Source organism: Chromobacterium sp. CCUG 76385 (genome assembly GCF_059916625.1).
The window spans coordinates 103,590-120,200 of the sequence record NZ_JAUCGU010000004.1 but is presented as its reverse complement, the minus strand read 5'-3'; the positions used below and the strand labels follow the sequence as shown (position 1 = coordinate 120,200).

Annotated in this window: 11 protein-coding genes; 3 read left to right on the top strand and 8 right to left on the bottom strand. The window is 64.3% G+C overall.

All coding sequences use genetic code 11. The features are described 5' to 3' along the window. Positions 1-151: 151 nt before the first annotated feature. The 7 genes from QUG01_RS05155 to entS all read right to left on the bottom strand — a co-directional run bounded on the left by QUG01_RS05155 (position 152) and on the right by entS (position 11,162). On the bottom strand, positions 152-4,051 hold the full coding sequence (locus QUG01_RS05155) for an amino acid adenylation domain-containing protein (protein ID WP_500829185.1): 3,900 nt from the start codon (positions 4,049-4,051) through the stop codon (positions 152-154). A gap of 156 nt (positions 4,052-4,207) precedes the next feature. Continuing rightward, positions 4,208-4,981 carry an ABC transporter ATP-binding protein gene (locus QUG01_RS05150; protein ID WP_500829184.1) on the bottom strand — a complete coding sequence of 258 codons (774 nt, stop codon included), beginning with the start codon at positions 4,979-4,981 and terminating at the stop codon, positions 4,208-4,210. Then, positions 4,978-6,045, bottom strand: a complete 1,068-nt coding sequence (locus tag QUG01_RS05145) for a FecCD family ABC transporter permease (RefSeq protein ID WP_500829183.1) — start codon at positions 6,043-6,045, stop codon at positions 4,978-4,980. Before QUG01_RS05145 ends, QUG01_RS05150 begins: the two co-directional genes overlap by 4 nt. After that, positions 6,042-7,151 (bottom strand): ABC transporter substrate-binding protein, encoded by a 1,110-nt coding sequence (locus QUG01_RS05140; protein WP_500829182.1) that lies wholly within the window; start codon positions 7,149-7,151, stop codon positions 6,042-6,044. The genes QUG01_RS05145 and QUG01_RS05140 overlap by 4 nt, the downstream gene beginning before the upstream one ends. A gap of 10 nt (positions 7,152-7,161) precedes the next feature. Then, entirely contained in the window at positions 7,162-7,443 is a 282-nt protein-coding gene (locus QUG01_RS05135) for a DUF2218 domain-containing protein (protein WP_103317024.1), read from the bottom strand. A gap of 115 nt (positions 7,444-7,558) precedes the next feature. Beyond that, positions 7,559-9,652, bottom strand: coding sequence for a TonB-dependent receptor domain-containing protein (locus tag QUG01_RS05130; RefSeq protein WP_500829181.1), 2,094 nt, complete (start codon positions 9,650-9,652; stop codon positions 7,559-7,561). A 238-nt stretch (positions 9,653-9,890) separates the two neighbouring features. Then, positions 9,891-11,162, bottom strand: a complete 1,272-nt coding sequence (entS, locus tag QUG01_RS05125; RefSeq protein WP_500829180.1) for an enterobactin transporter EntS — start codon at positions 11,160-11,162, stop codon at positions 9,891-9,893. A gap of 324 nt (positions 11,163-11,486) precedes the next feature. Between entS and QUG01_RS05120 the strand changes: the two genes are divergently transcribed. Both QUG01_RS05120 and QUG01_RS05115 read left to right on the top strand, forming a co-directional pair. Continuing rightward, the gene (locus tag QUG01_RS05120) at positions 11,487-14,123 is read left to right on the top strand and encodes a family 20 glycosylhydrolase (RefSeq protein WP_500829179.1); all 2,637 of its coding nucleotides are present in this window, start codon (positions 11,487-11,489) and stop codon (positions 14,121-14,123) included. Between the two features lie 254 nt (positions 14,124-14,377). Continuing rightward, positions 14,378-14,854, top strand: a complete 477-nt coding sequence (locus QUG01_RS05115) for an FKBP-type peptidyl-prolyl cis-trans isomerase (RefSeq protein WP_500829178.1) — start codon at positions 14,378-14,380, stop codon at positions 14,852-14,854. A gap of 81 nt (positions 14,855-14,935) precedes the next feature. Here the strand turns inward: QUG01_RS05115 and QUG01_RS05110 are convergent, their stop codons facing one another. After that, complete coding sequence (locus QUG01_RS05110; RefSeq protein WP_500829177.1) at positions 14,936-15,847, bottom strand: LysR family transcriptional regulator; 912 nt, start codon at positions 15,845-15,847, stop codon at positions 14,936-14,938. 102 nt (positions 15,848-15,949) lie between these two features. Between QUG01_RS05110 and QUG01_RS05105 the strand changes: the two genes are divergently transcribed. Beyond that, a complete protein-coding gene (locus QUG01_RS05105; protein WP_500829176.1) occupies positions 15,950-16,570 on the top strand; it encodes an NADPH-dependent F420 reductase in 621 nt (206 codons plus the stop codon). Positions 16,571-16,611 lie beyond the last annotated feature (41 nt).

Below are 16,611 nucleotides of genomic sequence, written 5' to 3'. Positions count from 1 at the left end.
AATGATAATAATTATCGTTCAAAGTTATCGCCAAAGCTGGACTAAGTCAACTGTAAAAATGCTGCTTAATTCATTTGGGATGAGATTTGTTTTTTGGAAAACTAGATGGCGGGTGAAGCATTGCTTTGCGCCGGGCAGTGCCCGGCAAGCATTACCCCGTTGTCAGCCGCCTCGCCAGCGCTTCCCCTATCCGCCGCATGGGTTGCGGATCGCTCATGCCGATGTGATCGCAGTCCAGCTCCATCACCTCCAGCCGGCCGTTCAGGTAGGGCGCCCAGTCGACTGCCTGCGGTCCATCCGCAGGATGATGGCTGGCGCGGAACAACAGCATGTCGCCGTGGTAGCGCGGCGTCTGGCTGGCGCGGAAGTGCCGCATGCCTTGCCACGACGCCAGGGCGAGTTTCTCCAGCGCGGCTCGGCCCAGCGGCGCCAGCGGGCTGCCGGGGCGCAGCAGGCGCTGATAGATGGCCTCGTTGTCCAGTGGGCGGCCATCGGGACCGGCATCGAGTTCGCCGTTGACGGTGAGCACCGTCACCAGCGCGTCGCGCAGGGTAGGAGCGGGACGGCCATGCCAGCGTGTGACCGGGTAGCTGTCCATCAGCGCCAAGAGTTCCACGGTTTCGCCGGCCTGTTGCAGCGCGGTGGCCATGGCCTGGACCAGCGCGCCGCCCAGCGACCAGCCGAGCAGCCGGTACGGTCCGCGCGGCTGAATGGCGCGGATTTGCTTGATATAACCGCTCACCATGGCTTCGAAGCTGTCCGGCGTCTCGCCGCGGATGCCCGCTGCCTGCAGGCCGTAGATGGCCATGCCGGGCAGGTGGCGCGCCAGTCCCAGATAGCACCAGGATAGTCCTTCCGCCGGATGCAGGCAGAACAGCGCCGGCAGCGCGCCAGGCTGTATGGTCAGCAAGGGGCCGAACGGGTCGCTGTCTTGCGCGGGCGGCCGGTGCGCCGCCGGGGCGGACAGCGCTTGCGCCAGCGCGTTGACGGTGTGATGGGTGAACAAGGCGGAGACAGGGACTTCGCGCTCCAGCTCGCGGCTCAGCCGGTTGGCGGCCTGAATCGCCTGCAGCGATTTGCCGCCCATGGCGAAGAAATTGGCGCTCGGACTGTCCGGCGTGACGCCCAGCACCTGTTGCCAGACCGCCATGATCTTGCGTTGCAAGGGCGTGGCTTCCCCCGCACCCGCCGATGCGACGGTCGCGCCATCGGCCAGCAGGGCCAGCTGCTTGCGGTCTATCTTGCCGTTGACGTTGCGCGGCAGTTGTTCCAGCCAGCGCCAGCGGTCGGGAATGGCGGCGGCGGGCAAGACATCCGCCAGCGCGTGGCGCAGCGCGGCCGCATCGGCTTGCTCCTCCCCGCTCAGGAAGGCTGCCAGCGCGTAGCCGCCGCCGGCCAGCGGCAGCCCGATCACCGCGGCTTCCCGCACCGTGGGATAGGCCAGCAGCGCGTTCTCCACCTCGGCTGGATCAATGCGCAGGCCGCTGATCTTCAGCTCCTGGTCCAAGCGGCCCAGGAAGCGCAGCTGGCCATCGCGCCAGGCGACTCGATCCCCGGTGCGGTAGGCGCGCGGCGAGCCGGGCAGGGCGCTCAGTTCGACGAAACGGCGCGCGGTCAATTCCGGACGGTGCAGATAGCCCAGGGCCAAGGCCTCGCCCAGCAGGCACAGTTCGCCGGCCTCGCCCGCCGGCACCGGGCGCAAGGTCTCGTCCACAATGACGGCGTCCACGCCGGGGCGGGGCAGGCCGATGGGCAGGCTGTCGGAACCGTCCCATGCCGCGCCGGGGCCGGACAGGATGGCGCCGGTGGCGATGACGGAGGCCTCGGTCGGGCCGTAGCTGTTCAGCAGGACGCAGTTTGGCAGCAGTTCGCGCCAGCGGCGGGCGCGCTCGGGCAGGGCGGCTTCGCCGCCGATGATGACCAGGCGCACGCCGGACAGCTGCTCGGCCAGCTGCGGCGTCAGCGCATAGGCCAGCTCATGCCAGAAGGCGGTGGGCAGGTCCAGCACGTCAATGCCCTGCTCGGATACGGCAGCGACAAAGGCCGGCATCGATTCCAGCATGGCCTCGTCGCGCAGCAGCAAGGCGCCGCCATGGCATAGCGCGAGGAAGATTTCCTCCACGCTGGCGTCGAAATGCAGCGGCGCGAACTGCAGCATGCGTTCGCCCTGGGCAAAACGGTAGAACTGGCCGGCGCTGGAGACGAAATGCTCCAGGGCGCCGCGGCTTACCAGCACGCCGTTGGGCTTGCCGGTGGAGCCGGAGGTGTACAGCAGGTAGGCGGGTAGATCCGCCGCCGCGGATATGGCGCGCATCTGAGCGGGCGAGAAAGGCAAGGGCTCGTCCAGGCATAGCGTGGCGATGCCGCCCAGCTGCGCCGCCCAGAGCCGCCAAGTCAGCGCCAGCTTGGGCGCGGCATCGTCCAGTGCCATTTGCAGGCGCGCCGGCGGGCCGTGCGGGTCCAGCGGGACATAGCAGCCGCCGGCCCATAGCGTGGCCAGGATGGCGACAATCGCATCGACGCCGCGCGGCAGCAGAATGGCCACGCGCTCGCCGTCCTGCAGGCCCTGGGCGCGCAATTGACCGGCCAGGGCCTGGACTCTGGCCAGCAAGTGGCTATAGCTCAGCGTTTGCGCTCCGCAGACCAGCGCCGCCGCATCCGGCTGGCTGGCGGCTTGCTCCGCCAGGCGGGCCATGATGTCTTGCGGCGGGCGCGCCAGCGCGGGGCCGTGCAGCACGGACAAGGGCGGCAGATGGGGCAGCAGCTCGGCCAGCGGCGTGGCGGGTTGCGTTTGGGCCAGTTTGTCCAGCCAATGCAGCAGCGATTGCCACAGCGTTTGCAGCCGCTCTGGCGGATAAGCGCGCGGATTGGCCTCCAGGCTGAAACGCCATTCGGTATTCAGCAGGCTGAGGTTGATGGACAGATCTTCCACCGGCCCGGCGCTGACCGGCAGGATGCGGGCCTCAAGCCCGGCGAACGGCGCGCGGCGGTCGAACGGCATCAGGTTGACGACGGGGCCGAACAGCCGCTCATCGCCTGCCAGCCGGTTTAGGTCGCCGCGCAGCCATTCGTAGCGATAGCGCTGGCGGGGGCGGATGGCGCGCAGGCCATCCTCCGATTGGCGCACCAGTTCCGCCAGCGTGTCGTCTGGCGTCAGCCGCAGGTTGAACGGGGCGATATTCATCGCCATGCAGGGGATGTCCAGCGCCGAGGAGCCGATGCGGTTCATCACCGGCAGGCCCAGGGTGATGTCGCGGCGGCCGGTGTGTTCCGCCAGCCAGGCGGCAATCGCGGCCAGCAGCCAGCCTCCCCAATTGCCGCCGCATGCTTTGGCGGCAAGCTGCCAGCTGGCGATCCGCTGCCCGTCCAGCATGCCGCCGGTCTTGGCGACCTGCTCGGCCAGCGTCTGCGGCGGCGCCAGCGTCACCGCTGCGGGGAGATTGTTTTGCCGCTGCAGCCAGAAAGCGCGGTCATGCTCGCGATCCGTCGATGCCCGATAGGCCTGGTCTTCCGCCAGCACTTTCTGCAGCGACCAGTCGGGCAGGGGAGGCATGGCTTGGCCGGACGCCCGCGCGCTGTAGCGCGCAGCGATCGCCTTGGCCAGCAGGCCGTAGCCGTAGCCGTCCAGCGCGATGTGGTGCGTTTGCAGAAACCACAGGTGATGGTGAGAATCCAGCTTCAGCAGCGCCGCACGGAACGGGCGTTCGAAATCGGTTTGCCAGGGGCGGGCCAGAGATTCGCGCATCCATGCATCGGCGGCCGCGCGCGGCTGGGCCGCGCCGCTGAAATCATGCAGCGCCGGGGGCGGAAACGGTTCCGCATGCGGCTGCTGCCACAGCGATTCGCCGTCGAAATGGAACTGCATGTTCAGCGCAGGGCAGTGCGCGAGCACTTCCGCGGCGGAGTCCAGCAGCGCCTCGGCATGGAGAGGGCCGCGCAGTTCTATGGCTTCGGCGGTCCAGTAGGATGGATTGTGCGGAGCCAGTTGCTGGCCCATCCAGATGCCGTGCTGGGCGGCGCTGACGGGGAGGCGGGACGGTGTCGGGTTCATGGTGTGCTGCGGGGTGGGCCGCGCGGGCGGCTTGCGGAATGATGATGTCGCATAATAAATGCGATTGAGTATCAATTGCAATTATCTATGCAAAAATCTGCAAAATTTACGGCGATGACTGCCGCGGCCGGCTGGCCGCGGTAAGAAGGGATTGCTTTAGCCGGCGTGGTGCGCCAATCCATCCACCAGAATATGCGGCACGCCTTGCGGGCAGCGTTCCACGCGTCCTGTCACGCCGTAGACCGCGCGCAGCGTGGCGGCGTCGATGACCTGCTCCGGCCGGCCATTGGCCAGCAACTGGCCGCCTTTCAGCATCAGCGCGCGGTCGGTATGGCGCAGCGCGGCGTTGAGGTCGTGCAGCACGATGACCGTCACCATGCCGCGGCGGCGGGTTTCGCGGCGCAGCAGGTCCATGACATGGAACTGGTAGTTCAGGTCCAGCGCCGACAGCGGCTCATCCAGCAGCAGCACTGCCGGTTCGCGGATCAAGGCCTGGGCGATGCCGACCAGCTGGCGCTGGCCGCCGGACAATTGGTCAAGATAATGGCGCGCCAGGTGGGCGATGCCCAAGGACTCCAGCAGCGCCACCACCTCGTCGTCGCCATGGCGGCGAAACAGCCCCGCAGCCGTTGCCTGGCCGGCCACCATCAAGGACTCGAACACCGTCAGATGCACGCAGGGCGGCAGCGTTTGCGGTAGATAGGCGGCCTCCCCTTGGCGACGGTTCAATGGCCTATCGCCCAGCCGCACCGCGCCGTCGCAAGGCTGCAGGCCTGCCAGCGCGCGCAGCAGCGTGGATTTGCCGCTGCCGTTGGGCCCGAGCAGGGCGGTGACTTCGCCGGCCGCCAGGCTGGGCACGCTGAGCTTGTCTATCACCCGGTGTTTGCCGTAGCTCACCGACAGGTTTTCCAGCGACAGATGCCCGCTCATGTCCGACCTCCGTTGCGCAGCACGATGGCGATGAAGAAGGGAATGCCCACCAGCGAGGTGACGATGCCCACCGGCACGATGACGCCGGGGATCAGGTTCTTGGTGGCACAGGAGGCCAGAGACAAAATGGCCGCCCCCGTCAAGGCGCTGACCGGCAGATAAAAGCGATGATCCTCGCCCACCAGCCGGCGTGCGATGTGCGGCGCGATCAGGCCGATGAAGCCTATGGTGCCGACGAAGGCCACGGCCAGCGCGGTGAGCAGGCTGGCGCGCAGCAAGGACGCCAGGCGCAGGCGGCGCACGTCTATGCCGAAGCTGGCGGCGCGGTCCTCGCCCAGCCGCAGCGCGGTGAGGCGCCAGGCATTGGCCATGGACCACGGCAGAATCAGCGCGAAAGCGCCGAACAGCAGCGTGAGCTTGGGCCAATCGGCGCGCGACAAGCTGCCCATCAGCCAGAACACCAGGTCTTGCAGCGCGTCGGCGGTGGAAACGAACTGCAGCAGCGAAACCAGGGCATTGAAGCTGAAGAACAGCGCGATGCCGAACAGCAGCACGCCGCTGGCCGCCATCCGCGTCACCCGCGCCACGCCGTCTAGCAGCAGCGCGGAGCCGAGGGCGAAGACAAAGGCGTTGGCCGGCAGCATCCATGCTGCCGGCACGCCGGGCAGGCTGAGGTTCAGCAGAATGGCCAGCGCCGCGCCAAACGCCGCCGCCGGCTGCAGGCCCAGCGTGAACGGGTCGGCCAACGGGTTGTGCAGCACGGTCTGCATCTCCGCGCCGGCCAGGCCCAGCGCCAGGCCGGCGGCGACGGCGATCAGGGCGTAGGGCAGGCGGATGTCCCATACAATGACGGCAGTGGACGGATCGGCCGTGGCCGGATCAAGCAGCGTGCGCCAGAACTCGGCCAGCGGCAGGCCGCTGGCGCCGGTGGTGACATCGAGCGTCAGCGAGGCGAATATCAGCCCGATCAAAAACGCGATCAGCAACAGCCGGCGCAGCAGGCGCCGGCGGTAGTCGGCGGAGATGGCCGAGGCGGCGGGCGCCGCCATGGCGTGTTCCATCATTTGCCGCCCCTCGCCCAGTAAGTGCCCTGCGGCGGGATCGCCAGGAAGTCGCGGTGCAGCTGCTGCCAGCTGGCGTCCGGGTCCAGTTTGGCGAAGCGCTGCGGCTGCAGCGTTTTGGCGAAGGCTTCCAGCAGCACGATATGGTAAGGCGTGTTGTAGAAGTGGTGCCAGGCGCCGAAAGTGCGGCCCTCGCGCACGGCGGCCAGTGCGCCCACTGGCTTCCGCGCGGCGGCGGCGGCCAGCGAGGCGCGAGCCTGGGCCGGCGCGACATCGGCGCCGAACTGGATGCCGGTCTTGTCGCCGGGCGCGGCGCTGCCGGTGCCGATATACCAGTCCGGCTTGGCGGCCAGGATGTGCTCCATATTGACTTCGCCTACCGCGCCCGGAATCAGCGTGTCGCCGATATTGACGCCGCCGGCGGCGTCCACCAGTTCGCCCAGGCTGCCCTTGCCGGCGCTGGTGACGTTGGGGAAAGCGCCGGCGCGCAGGTCCAGAAACACCTTGGGCTTCTGCTGCGCCGGGATGGCGGCCACGGTTTTGCGGATGGCGTCCATCTTGCTTTGATAAAAGCGGATGAAGCGTTCCGCCTCGGCCTCGCGCTGCAGCGCCTGGCCCATGATGCGCAGGCTGGGCACGGTGTGCTCCAGCGGCGTGTTGCGGAAATCGACGAACACCACCGGCACTTTGGCGGCTTGCAGCTGCTTGACGATGGGGTTGGAGAGGCCGGGGCCGTGGCCGGAGACGCTGAAGATGGCGATGTCCGGTCTCAGCGCCAGCACTTTCTCGGCGCTGACCGAGTTCTCGCTGGTGCCGCCTATCAGCGGGATGCGGTCAATTTCGGGGAAACGCTTCTTGTATTGGGCATAGGTTTGCGGGTCCAGCTGGCGGAAGTCGCCTTGCCAGCCTGCGATGCGGGCCAGCGGCTGCTTGCCTTCCAGCAGCGCCAGCGCGTAGAACAGCCGGCCTTCGCCCAAGAGGATGCGGTTGACCTTGGCCGGCGCGTCCACTTTGCGGCCGGCAATGTCGGTGATGACCGTGGCCTGGGCGGCGAACGCGTTTGCGGCGAGCAGCGCGGCCAGCAGCAGGCGGGAGAACAGGGTTTTCATCGGCAATCCTTTACTTCTGCCAGTCGAGCTTGAGTTCCGGCTGCTTGGCCATCAAGCCCAGGTGCTCGTCCATGATGAATTCGATCTTGGCCAGCTTGTCGGCCGCGTCCGCCGCGCACACCATGTCCAGCGTGTCGCCTTGGCGCTGGATGTCGCAGGTGCCGATGGGAAACTGCACATGGGCGCGATGGGTGTCGAAATCCACCGGTACTTTCAGCGCGTAGTGCTTGCACAGCTTGTACAGCACCTTGTCGGCGTGGGCGGTGGTGAGGGAAGCGCGGCTGCTCAGCATCTTGATTTCTCCTATTGCATAAACGGGAACAGGCAGTTGGCGGACCTGAAGGGTCCGGCAACTGCCGTGCGCGGCTTCCCGTCCGCTTGAGCCAAGCGGACGGGAAGGGCGGGGTTTAGAACTTGCCGGTCAGGGTCAGCCAATAGCGGCGGCCTTCGTCGACCATCCAGTTGCCATCGAGGCCGTTATTGCGGGCGCGGTCGTCGATGGCGACTTTGCGGTCGCCTACGTTCAGCACGGCGAAGTTGACGTCGAAGGTCTTGTTGATCTGGTAGGTGCCGCCCAGATCCCAGGTGCTGGAGCCGCCGCGGGTGCGTGTGACATTGGCGCCGTTGCGGAAGCCGGTGTAGTACTGCTTGCCCTCAAAGTTGAGGCGGCTATATACGTCCAGTTTTTCCACCGGGTTCCAAGCCAGCTTGACGTTGCCAGCGTGCTCAGGGGTTTTGTCCAGCGGCATGCCTTCCAGCGATTGGCCGGAGTAGCTGGTTTCCTTCCCGCCGTGGCGTTTGGACTTGGTGTAGGTGTAATTGCCGGATACGGTCCAGCGCGGCGCGAAGCGCCAGCTGCCGGAGAATTCCAGGCCATGGATGTCTACGTTGTCTACGTTGTCGTAGACATAGATTCGGGCAGGTTTTCCGCCTTTGCCGATCAAGCTGGTAGAGAATTGATCCGTTCCGTAGCTGACAACCTTGTTTTTGAAACGGTTATAAAACAGGGTGGCGTTGGCGCTCAGGTCCTGGTTGTTATCGAAATGCAAGCTGGCCTCGTAGGAGGTGCTCTCTTCCGGCTTCAGATTGGAGTTGCCGCACAGCAAGCCGGTTTCCACTTGGCTGCCGGTCCGCATGCAGTAGCCGTCGGTGCTTTGGCGGATGGTCGGCGCCTTGAAGCCCTTGCCGACGCCGCCTTTTAATGTCCAGTTGGCATTCAGTTGATCCACCAGATACAGGCGCGGCGTGAAATGGCTGCCGAATACGCTGTGATGGTCGAGACGGCCGCCGCCGGTCAGTTTAAGGGTGTCGGTCAGGTCGTAGGTGTCCTCGGCGAACAGCGCCCAGGTGTTTACCGTGACCTTGTTGGGGTTCGGCGCGCCGGTGTATTTGAGCGGCGCTTGCAACGCTTCCTGCGCGGCCATGTTGTCGCCTGCTTGCTGGCCGATCTGGCTGCCCAGCTTGAAGGTGTGGCGATCAAACAGGAAGGTGAGCTGGCCGTCCAGCGTGGTGTTGGTCAGTTTGAGCCCTTTGCCGTCGTCCACATTATTTTCGCGGTGGCTGGGCTTTTCGATTTCCTGATACAGGGCCAGGTTGGAGCGGATATTGCCGTACTTGCCGTTGTGGCTGAGGCTCCAGTGGTCGCGGACGTCGAAATAATCGTCCTTGGTGTCATTAAGCGCAACGCTCTTGCCGGGCGTGGTGGTCTGACGCAGCTCATTGTGGCCGGCTTCGAAGGTGATCTCGTGATCCTTGTTGGGGGTGAAGCTCAGCTTGGCATTAATGTCACCCAGGTGTGTGCCGACTTTGCCGCCGTCGCCGCTGTTGGCGTAGTAGATGCTGTCTTCCGCCTGGTTGCTCAGGGCACCATACAGTTGCATCGACAGCAAATCTTTCACCAGCGGACCGCCGACCCAGAAGCTGCTCTGGCCGGTATTGCCTTCGTTGGCGTGCTCGGTGATCGTGCCGCCCAGCGTCATCGAGCCATGCCATTCCTTCGGCGCTTTGCGGGTGATGATGTTGACCACGCCGCCCATCGCGTCGGAGCCGTACAGCGAAGACATCGGGCCGCGCACCACTTCGATGCGTTCAATAGCCTCTAGCGGCGGAATCTGGAACTGCTGGAAGCCGCCGGTGCCGCGGCTGCGCGCTTCACGGGTGTTCTGGCGGCGGCCGTCAACCATGATCAGCGTGTATTCGCCTGGCAGGCCCCGGATGGAAATGTCCTTGTCGCCCGGGCCAGAACCATTGATGTTGATGCCTTCCAGATCACTGATGGCGTCGGTCAAATTGGTGTACGGCTTCTTTTCCAGCTGCTCTCGTGTAATCACGGAAATGCTGGCCGGCGCTTCCTTGATCTTTTGTTCGTAACCGGTGGCGGTGACGACCACGGTCGGCAATTCAGCTTCGGCGGCGTGGGCGGCGGGGAGGTGCAGGCTGCAGACGGCAGCAGAGAGCAGCGCCAGTCGGAAGCCCTGGCGTGGGAGGCGATTGTTTTTCATTGTCTAAACCCAGAGTTCATCACGGAACGGTTGTCCACTTGGCTGATGCGGCGCTGTGGCAAGGTTTTATTGAAGCCAACGGTATATTTGCGCAATCAATGTCAAATGGTTGACGTATTCTCGCACCAATCGATCTTAATGTAAATAGGAATTGTTTGCATTATCATTCGCAATAAAGCGCCGCCGCGTGCAGAAACCTGGTTTCTATCGCGCGCGGCCGGACGCAACGACGCTGGGGTCAGCTCTGCTGCGTAGCCGTTTTAGGCGCTGGGGATTCGCTGCCCGCGCCATGCCGCAGCCGGCGCAGTTGGCCAAAGCCGGCGAGCATCGCCAGCCCGGCTGCGGCCGCGCTCAGGCCGAGCGCGGCGGTGGCGGCCATCGGCGCCAAAAGTCTAGCCAGCGCGCCCAGGCCGAAAGCGCCCAGGCTGTCGCCGGTCACGTCCTGCGCGCTCCACAGGCTGTTGACGCGCCCCAGCAGGTGGTCCGGCGTGCGGCCCTGCACCAGCGTGAACTGCAGCAAAGAGACGATGGAGCCGAAGTAGCCCACTACGGCCAGCGCCGCCAGCGCGGCTGCCAGGTGAGGGATCCAGCCCAGCGAGGCCAAGGCCAGCGCGGAAGCCAGCAGGGCAGCCAACATGGCCGCGCCGGGGCGGCGCAAGCCGGCCACCCAGCCGCTGGTGAAGGCGCCCAGCATGGCGCCCAGCGGCACCGCTCCATACATCAGGCCCACGGCGAAAGCGCCGCCGCCGTAGCCATCCTCCGCCAGCGACGGATACAGCACCCGCACCGAAGCCAGCAAAGCCTGCAGCGTGCCCACCGCCACCACCGCGCCGACCACCTTGTCCTGCAGCAGAAAGCCGAAACCCTCGCGCAGCGCGCGCAAGGGATGGGCGGGCTCGCCGCCTTGCGGCAGCAGGCTGGGCAGGCGTGTCAGCGGCACCAGGGTCAGCAAGGTGCCGAGGCCGGCCAGCAGGTAGTTCCAGTTGACGCCGATGGCCGCGATGACGGCGCCGCCCAGCAGCGGCGACAGCACCGCGCCCAGGCGCATGGTCAGCATGCTCAGCGCGCCGGCCGCCGGCAGGTTTTCCCGCCCGACGATGGCCGGAATGGCCGCCATCAGCGAGGTGATGCCGATGCCGCTGAAGAAACCATCCCAAGCCGATACCGCGTAGAGCGCGGCCAGCGACGGCTGCTCCAGAAAGCCATTGGCCGCCAGCGCCAGAAAGCCGAGGCCGCAGGAGGAGCGGCCCAGCAGAATCAGCCGGCGGCGGTCCATGCGGTCCGCCAGCACGCCGCCGCACATTAGGCCGGCGAACATGCCGATGCCATCCAGCGCCATGGCCATGCCCACCTGCAGCGGGGAGCCGGTCAATTGATGGATTTGCACTGGCACCGCCACCATCAGGATGCCGAAGGCGAACACTGAGATCAGGCGGGCGATGAAGATGCAGCGGAAATGCGGATTGAGCCTGAGCAGGCTGAAATCAACGAGGATGGGGGATTTTTTCATGGTAAGCGGCGATGTGGATGACAAAGGCTGGACCGGCGCCGAATGCGAATTCGGATGTCCTGTCGAAGCAGGCGCATGCTAGCACTTAATATTAATGAGAATCAATATTAATTGTGCATTGAGCCAGAAAATCCAAGCATCAGGCGGCCATCTGAGCCGCGGGCAATTTGTCTTGCATCAAGCAGCGTTGTTAATACCTATTGCATGTCATCAATAATACCAATTTAATACCAAATGGCGCTGGAATGGGTGGCGCTGGGAATATTCCTGCCGCGCCGTTGAATAATGGCTCGGCTTTGCTCGGCAGTGGAGGAGGAGAGGGAAATGAAGCTGAAACGATTACTGGGCGCGGCGGTGCTGGCGGCCTTGTCGTCCGCGGCCTGGTCGGCGCCGGATGCGGCGGCGCTGGGACAAAGCCTGTCGCTGAAAATGGCGGTGGATACCAATAAAGGCGCGGCTGCCGGCGCGCCCTGCGCCGATCTGGGAGCGGACTGGGCCTCCTGCCTGAAGGGCCGGCTGATTCTGGAGAACCGCGGCGGCGAAGCCGTGCCGGCCGGCAGCGGATGGAGCCTGTATCTGCACAGCATCCGCCGCATTCTGCAGCTGGATTCGCCAGACTTCGCCATCCGCCATATCACTGGCGACTTGTACCAGCTCACGCCGACCGCCGGCTTCCAGGGGCTGGCCGCCGGCCAGAAGCTGGAACTGCCGCTGATTGACGAATACTGGCTGCTGCAGGAAAGCGACGTGCTGCCGCGGCCTTATGTGGTGGTGGAGGGCCAGCCGCCAGCCCTGCTGCAGCATGACAGCAGCGACGATGCCAGCTACCTGCTGCCGCTGACCGGCGACAACTGGAAGAACCCGGCCGGCGAGCAACGGCCGTTGGCCACGCCGGAACAGCGCTATCACACCTTCGTCCCGCGCGGGCTGCAGCTGTCAGCCGCGCAGGTGGCCAAACGCACCATTCCCGCGGTGATGCGGCAGCAAGCGGGCAGCGGTCAGGTGCAGTTCAGCGGGCTCAGCCTGAATCTATCCGGGCTCGATCCTGCCCAGCGGCAGGCGTTGGCCGATCGCGCGGCGCAGTTGGGGCTGCGCGCGAATGGGGCGCCGGTGGCGGGGATGGTGGCCGGGACCAAGCTGCCGGCAGATATCGCCGTGTCCGGCGGTTACCGACTGTCCATCGGCCAGCAGGGTGTCAAGGTGGAAGGCTATGATGCGGCGGGGGTGTTCTATGGCGTGCAAACCTTGCTGGGCCTGGTGCCGCAAGGCGGCGGCGCCATCCCCGCGATGACGGTGGAGGACGCGCCGCGCTATGCGTATCGCGGCATGATGGTGGACCTGGCGCGCAACTTCAAACAACTGGCCACCGTGCGGCGGCTGATCGATCAGATGGCTGCCTACAAGATCAACAAGCTGCACCTGCACCTGTCCGACGACGAAGGCTGGCGCGTGCAGATTCCGGGCCTGCCGGAGCTGACCGACGTCGGCGCGCGGCGCTGCCATGATTTGAGCGAAACCCGCTGCCTGCTGCCGCAACTCGGTTCCGGCCCGGACAACCAATCCGGAGGCGGCTATCTGACCCGCGCCGATTACATCGATCTGGTGCGTTACGCCCAGGCGCATTTCATCGAGGTGATTCCGGAATTCGACATGCCCGCGCACGCCCGCGCCGCCGTGGTGTCCATGGAGGCGCGTTACCGCAAGCTGATGGCGGCAGGCCAGCCGCAGGCCGCCAATGAATACCGCCTGCTGGATCCGCAGGACCAATCCAATACCTTGTCGGTGCAGTTTTACGACCGCCACACCTACCTGAACCCCTGCGTGCCGGGCAGCCAGCGCTTCGTCAGCAAGCTGGTGTCCGAGGTGGCGGCCATGCACCGCGAAGCCGGCCAGCCGCTGCAGACCTGGCACTTTGGCGGCGACGAGGCCAAGAACATCCTGTTGGGCGGCGGTTTTCAGGATGTCAGCGGCAGCGATCCGGGCAAGGGCAAGGTAAAAATGGCGCAACAGGACAAGCCATGGGGCCGCTCGCCGGCCTGCCAGGCGCTTGTCAGTAGCGGCCAGATCAAGAGCGTGGACGACTTGCCGCTGCGGTTTGCCCGCCAGGCCAGCGGCATAGTGGCCGGCCAGGGCATCGCCGCCATGGGCGCCTGGCAGGATGGCGTGCACGGCGCGGCTGGCGCGTCGGACTTCGCCACCGCCCATACTCTGGTCACCGAATGGGACACCCTGTATTGGGGCGCCGCGCAGTCGGCCAGCGATCTGGCCAACAAGGGGTTCAAGACCGTGTTGGCGATGCCGGACTATCTGTACTTCGACTTCCCCTATGAGTTGAACCCGCGCGAGCACGGCTACTACTGGGCCTCGCGCGATACCGACAGCTACAAGGTGTTCAGCTTCGCGCCGGACAACCTGGCGCAGAACGCCGAAGTGATGCCGGACCGCCAAGGCAAGCCATTTGCCGTGACCAGCTCTGCCGCGCCGGCGCGTTTTGCCGGCATGCAAGGACAGGCGTGGAGCGAGATCGTGCGAACCGACGCCGAGTTTGAGCAGCGCGTTTACCCGCGCATGTTGGCGCTGGCCGAGCGCGCCTGGCACAAGGCGGCGTGGGAGCGGCCATACCAGGCCGGCGAAACCTACCAGCTGGGCGTCACCCATCTGGTGGACAAGGCGGCGCTGAACGCCGATTGGCAGCAGTTTGCCGCCGTGCTGGGCTGGCGCGAAGCGCCGAAGCTGGAAAAAGCCGGCGTGCGATACCGCCTGCCGATGCCGGCGGTGCAGCCCGGCAGCGGGCCGTATGCCGTCGCCACGGAATGGCCGGGCGCGCGGCTGCAATACTCGACCGACGGCCACAGCTGGCAAACCTATCAGCCAGGCCGGCAGGTGCAGGCCAATTACTGGCGCGGCGTGAGCCAGGACGGCAGCCGCGTGGGCCGGGCGGAGACCGTGTCCGGGCAGTGAGCGGGCATGCGGCGCTTGACGGCGCGGTGTCGGATTGGCAAAAGACGGCGGGCCGGTTGGTCCGCTGTTTTCTTTGGCGCGTGCTTTGAAGAGCATGGCCAGGTTAGGTGGCTGGATTGGCAAAAGGGAAACGAGTGCCGCATGGGAAATGGCTACTTTCTCAATATGCATCCGACAAGCCAGGGGCGATTAAGTTGACACTGATTCGCTTAACTGCCAACCTTCGGGCTTCCATTTTTTTGCCATTTCCCGCCATGAAAATCACCGCCAACACCGCCGTCACCCTGCGCATGAAAGTCACCGACAGCCAGGGCCTGGTTTACGACGATGGCAAACACCCGGTTTCCTACCTGCACGGCGATTACGACAATCTCTTCCCCAAACTGGAAGCCGCGCTGGAAGGCCAGGAAGCCGGTTTTCAAACCACGGTGGAGCTTGCTACCGAAGACGCCTTCGGCCCCCGCGACGAAGCCCTGGTCACCACCATGCCCAAGGCCGACTTCCCGCCTGGCATCAAGGTAGGCGGACAGATCCAACGCCTGGGCCCGGATGGCCAGCCGCGCTACTATTTCGTCACCAAGATCAAGGGCCCGACCGTATTGCTGGACGGCAACCACCCGCTCTGCAGCAAAACCCTGCGCTTCGCCCTCAAAGTGATGGACGTGCGCGAGGCTACCGCCGAGGAAATCGCCCACCAGCATGTGCATGGCGAGCACGGGCATCAGCACTGAGATCCCGCCGGCCCCAAGCAGAGCAAGCCCTCCCCATCCGGGAGGGCTTGGTTTTGACTGGGCCTCCATTCAAACCACGCATCATGCTTCTCGAGCAAGGCATTCCGTTCCGAACTCGTCTATCAGTGCTTCAATGAAGCTGCGTATTTTTGTCGATGGCTTCCGTTGAGACGGGTAAAGCACATGCATAGGACGAGATGGACCCACATAGTCCGGCAGGATGCGGACTAATCGCCCAGCCTTTATTTCGGGTTCCATTACATCCTCGGGCCCCAAGATAATACCGAAGCCCTCAGTGGCCGCATGCAGCAGCGCTTTCCAGTTGTCGCTGCGCAAGCGTCCATTTACCTCTATTTCATGAGTCATGTCGTTCTGTGTGAATATCCAGCGGCAGCGAATCGTTGAAGCTCCGTAGGTATATGCAAGACAATCGTGAAGAGACAAGTCTGCCGGTATCTCTGGCGCCCCGTGCCGAGCCAGATAGGACGGCGCGGCGCAGGCAATCAGTCTGTATGGGGCCAGGGGACGGGCGATCAGGGATGAGTCCTCAAGCTCTCCTATGCGTATCAGGATTTCGTATCCATCCTCCAGCGGGTCCACATAGCGATCACTGAGAGACAAATCTATTTTCACTTCCGGGTAACGAGCCAAATAGCGTGCGACGAAGGGCGCCAGGCTGAAAGATCCAAAAGTCATGGGTGCGCTAACGCGCAATAAGCCCTTGGGTTGGGAGTGCATTTCCTGGGCGAGGGAGTCGGCGGCATCGACTTCGGCCAATACCATTTTGCAGCGGTCGTAATAGGCGCGGCCGATATCGGTCAGGCTTTGTCGTCTGGTTGTCCGGTTGAGCAATGTGATGCCCAGGCTGGTTTCCAGTGCCGCGACGTGTTTTGCCACCATTTGCGATGACATTTCAAGCGCCTGTGCCGCTGCTGCGAATGAACCCAGTTCAGCAGACTTAGCGAAGACCGCCATGCTGGTCAACTTGTTCATGATTCTCTCTTCTGAGTTGTTTGTTATCCAATTTTTGGACTATTTATCTCCCAGGAATGGGCAAATATACTCCAAATGTCAATTTCATATGGAGTGCTCGTCATGAAGATAGGAATCATTGGTGCAGGCGTGGTTGGCCGGGCTTTAGCCAAACTAGCGGTCAACGCCGGCCATGAGGTGATGGTCAGCAACTCGCGCGGTCCGAGGTCTATGTTTAGCCTGCCTTATTCCACAGGTTGCACGCTGGGTACCGTGGAAGAAGCTGCGCAGTTTGGCAGCATGGTTGTACTGGCAGTGCCACTGTATGCCTATCACACCCTTCCGCCTTCATTGCTAGCTGACAAGCTGGTGGTCGATGCCTGCAACTACTATCCCGAGCGGGACGGATGCATTGAGGAGTTGGACTTGAAGAAGACAAGCTCGAGCGAGTTGATTGCCAACTATTTTCCGCAAGCACGGGTCGTTAAGGCGTTTAACGCCATCCCAATGAATGATCTGGAAAATGACGGCCAGCCTGTCGGAACACCGAAGCGCCGCGCACTACCCGTTGCTGGCGATCTTGAAAGCGACAAGGCGGTGCTAGCCATGCTTTATGAACAATTCGGATTTGATGTCGTGGATGCCGGCGTGTTGTCTGAAGGGGCGCGATTCGAACCAGGCACGCCTGCTTACTGCAAGCCGCTTAACAAGCAAGAGCTGCAAGCGGCCTTGGCCGCTGTATGAGTTGAAGCGGGCAACCTTTCCCCCTTTGCGGGGGAGAGGAG

Bases quoted from the DNA above. Each gene is read 5' to 3' on its own strand.
- QUG01_RS05155 (WP_500829185.1), bottom strand. From the start codon at position 4,051: ATGAACCCGACACCGTCCCGCCTCCCCGTCAGCGCCGCCCAGCACGGC.
- QUG01_RS05150 (WP_500829184.1), bottom strand. From the start codon at position 4,981: ATGAGCGGGCATCTGTCGCTGGAAAACCTGTCGGTGAGCTACGGCAAA.
- QUG01_RS05145 (WP_500829183.1), bottom strand. From the start codon at position 6,045: ATGATGGAACACGCCATGGCGGCGCCCGCCGCCTCGGCCATCTCCGCC.
- QUG01_RS05140 (WP_500829182.1), bottom strand. From the start codon at position 7,151: ATGAAAACCCTGTTCTCCCGCCTGCTGCTGGCCGCGCTGCTCGCCGCA.
- QUG01_RS05135 (WP_103317024.1), bottom strand. From the start codon at position 7,443: ATGCTGAGCAGCCGCGCTTCCCTCACCACCGCCCACGCCGACAAGGTG.
- QUG01_RS05130 (WP_500829181.1), bottom strand. From the start codon at position 9,652: ATGAAAAACAATCGCCTCCCACGCCAGGGCTTCCGACTGGCGCTGCTC.
- entS (WP_500829180.1), bottom strand. From the start codon at position 11,162: ATGAAAAAATCCCCCATCCTCGTTGATTTCAGCCTGCTCAGGCTCAAT.
- QUG01_RS05120 (WP_500829179.1), top strand. From the start codon at position 11,487: ATGAAGCTGAAACGATTACTGGGCGCGGCGGTGCTGGCGGCCTTGTCG.
- QUG01_RS05115 (WP_500829178.1), top strand. From the start codon at position 14,378: ATGAAAATCACCGCCAACACCGCCGTCACCCTGCGCATGAAAGTCACC.
- QUG01_RS05110 (WP_500829177.1), bottom strand. From the start codon at position 15,847: ATGAACAAGTTGACCAGCATGGCGGTCTTCGCTAAGTCTGCTGAACTG.
- QUG01_RS05105 (WP_500829176.1), top strand. From the start codon at position 15,950: ATGAAGATAGGAATCATTGGTGCAGGCGTGGTTGGCCGGGCTTTAGCC.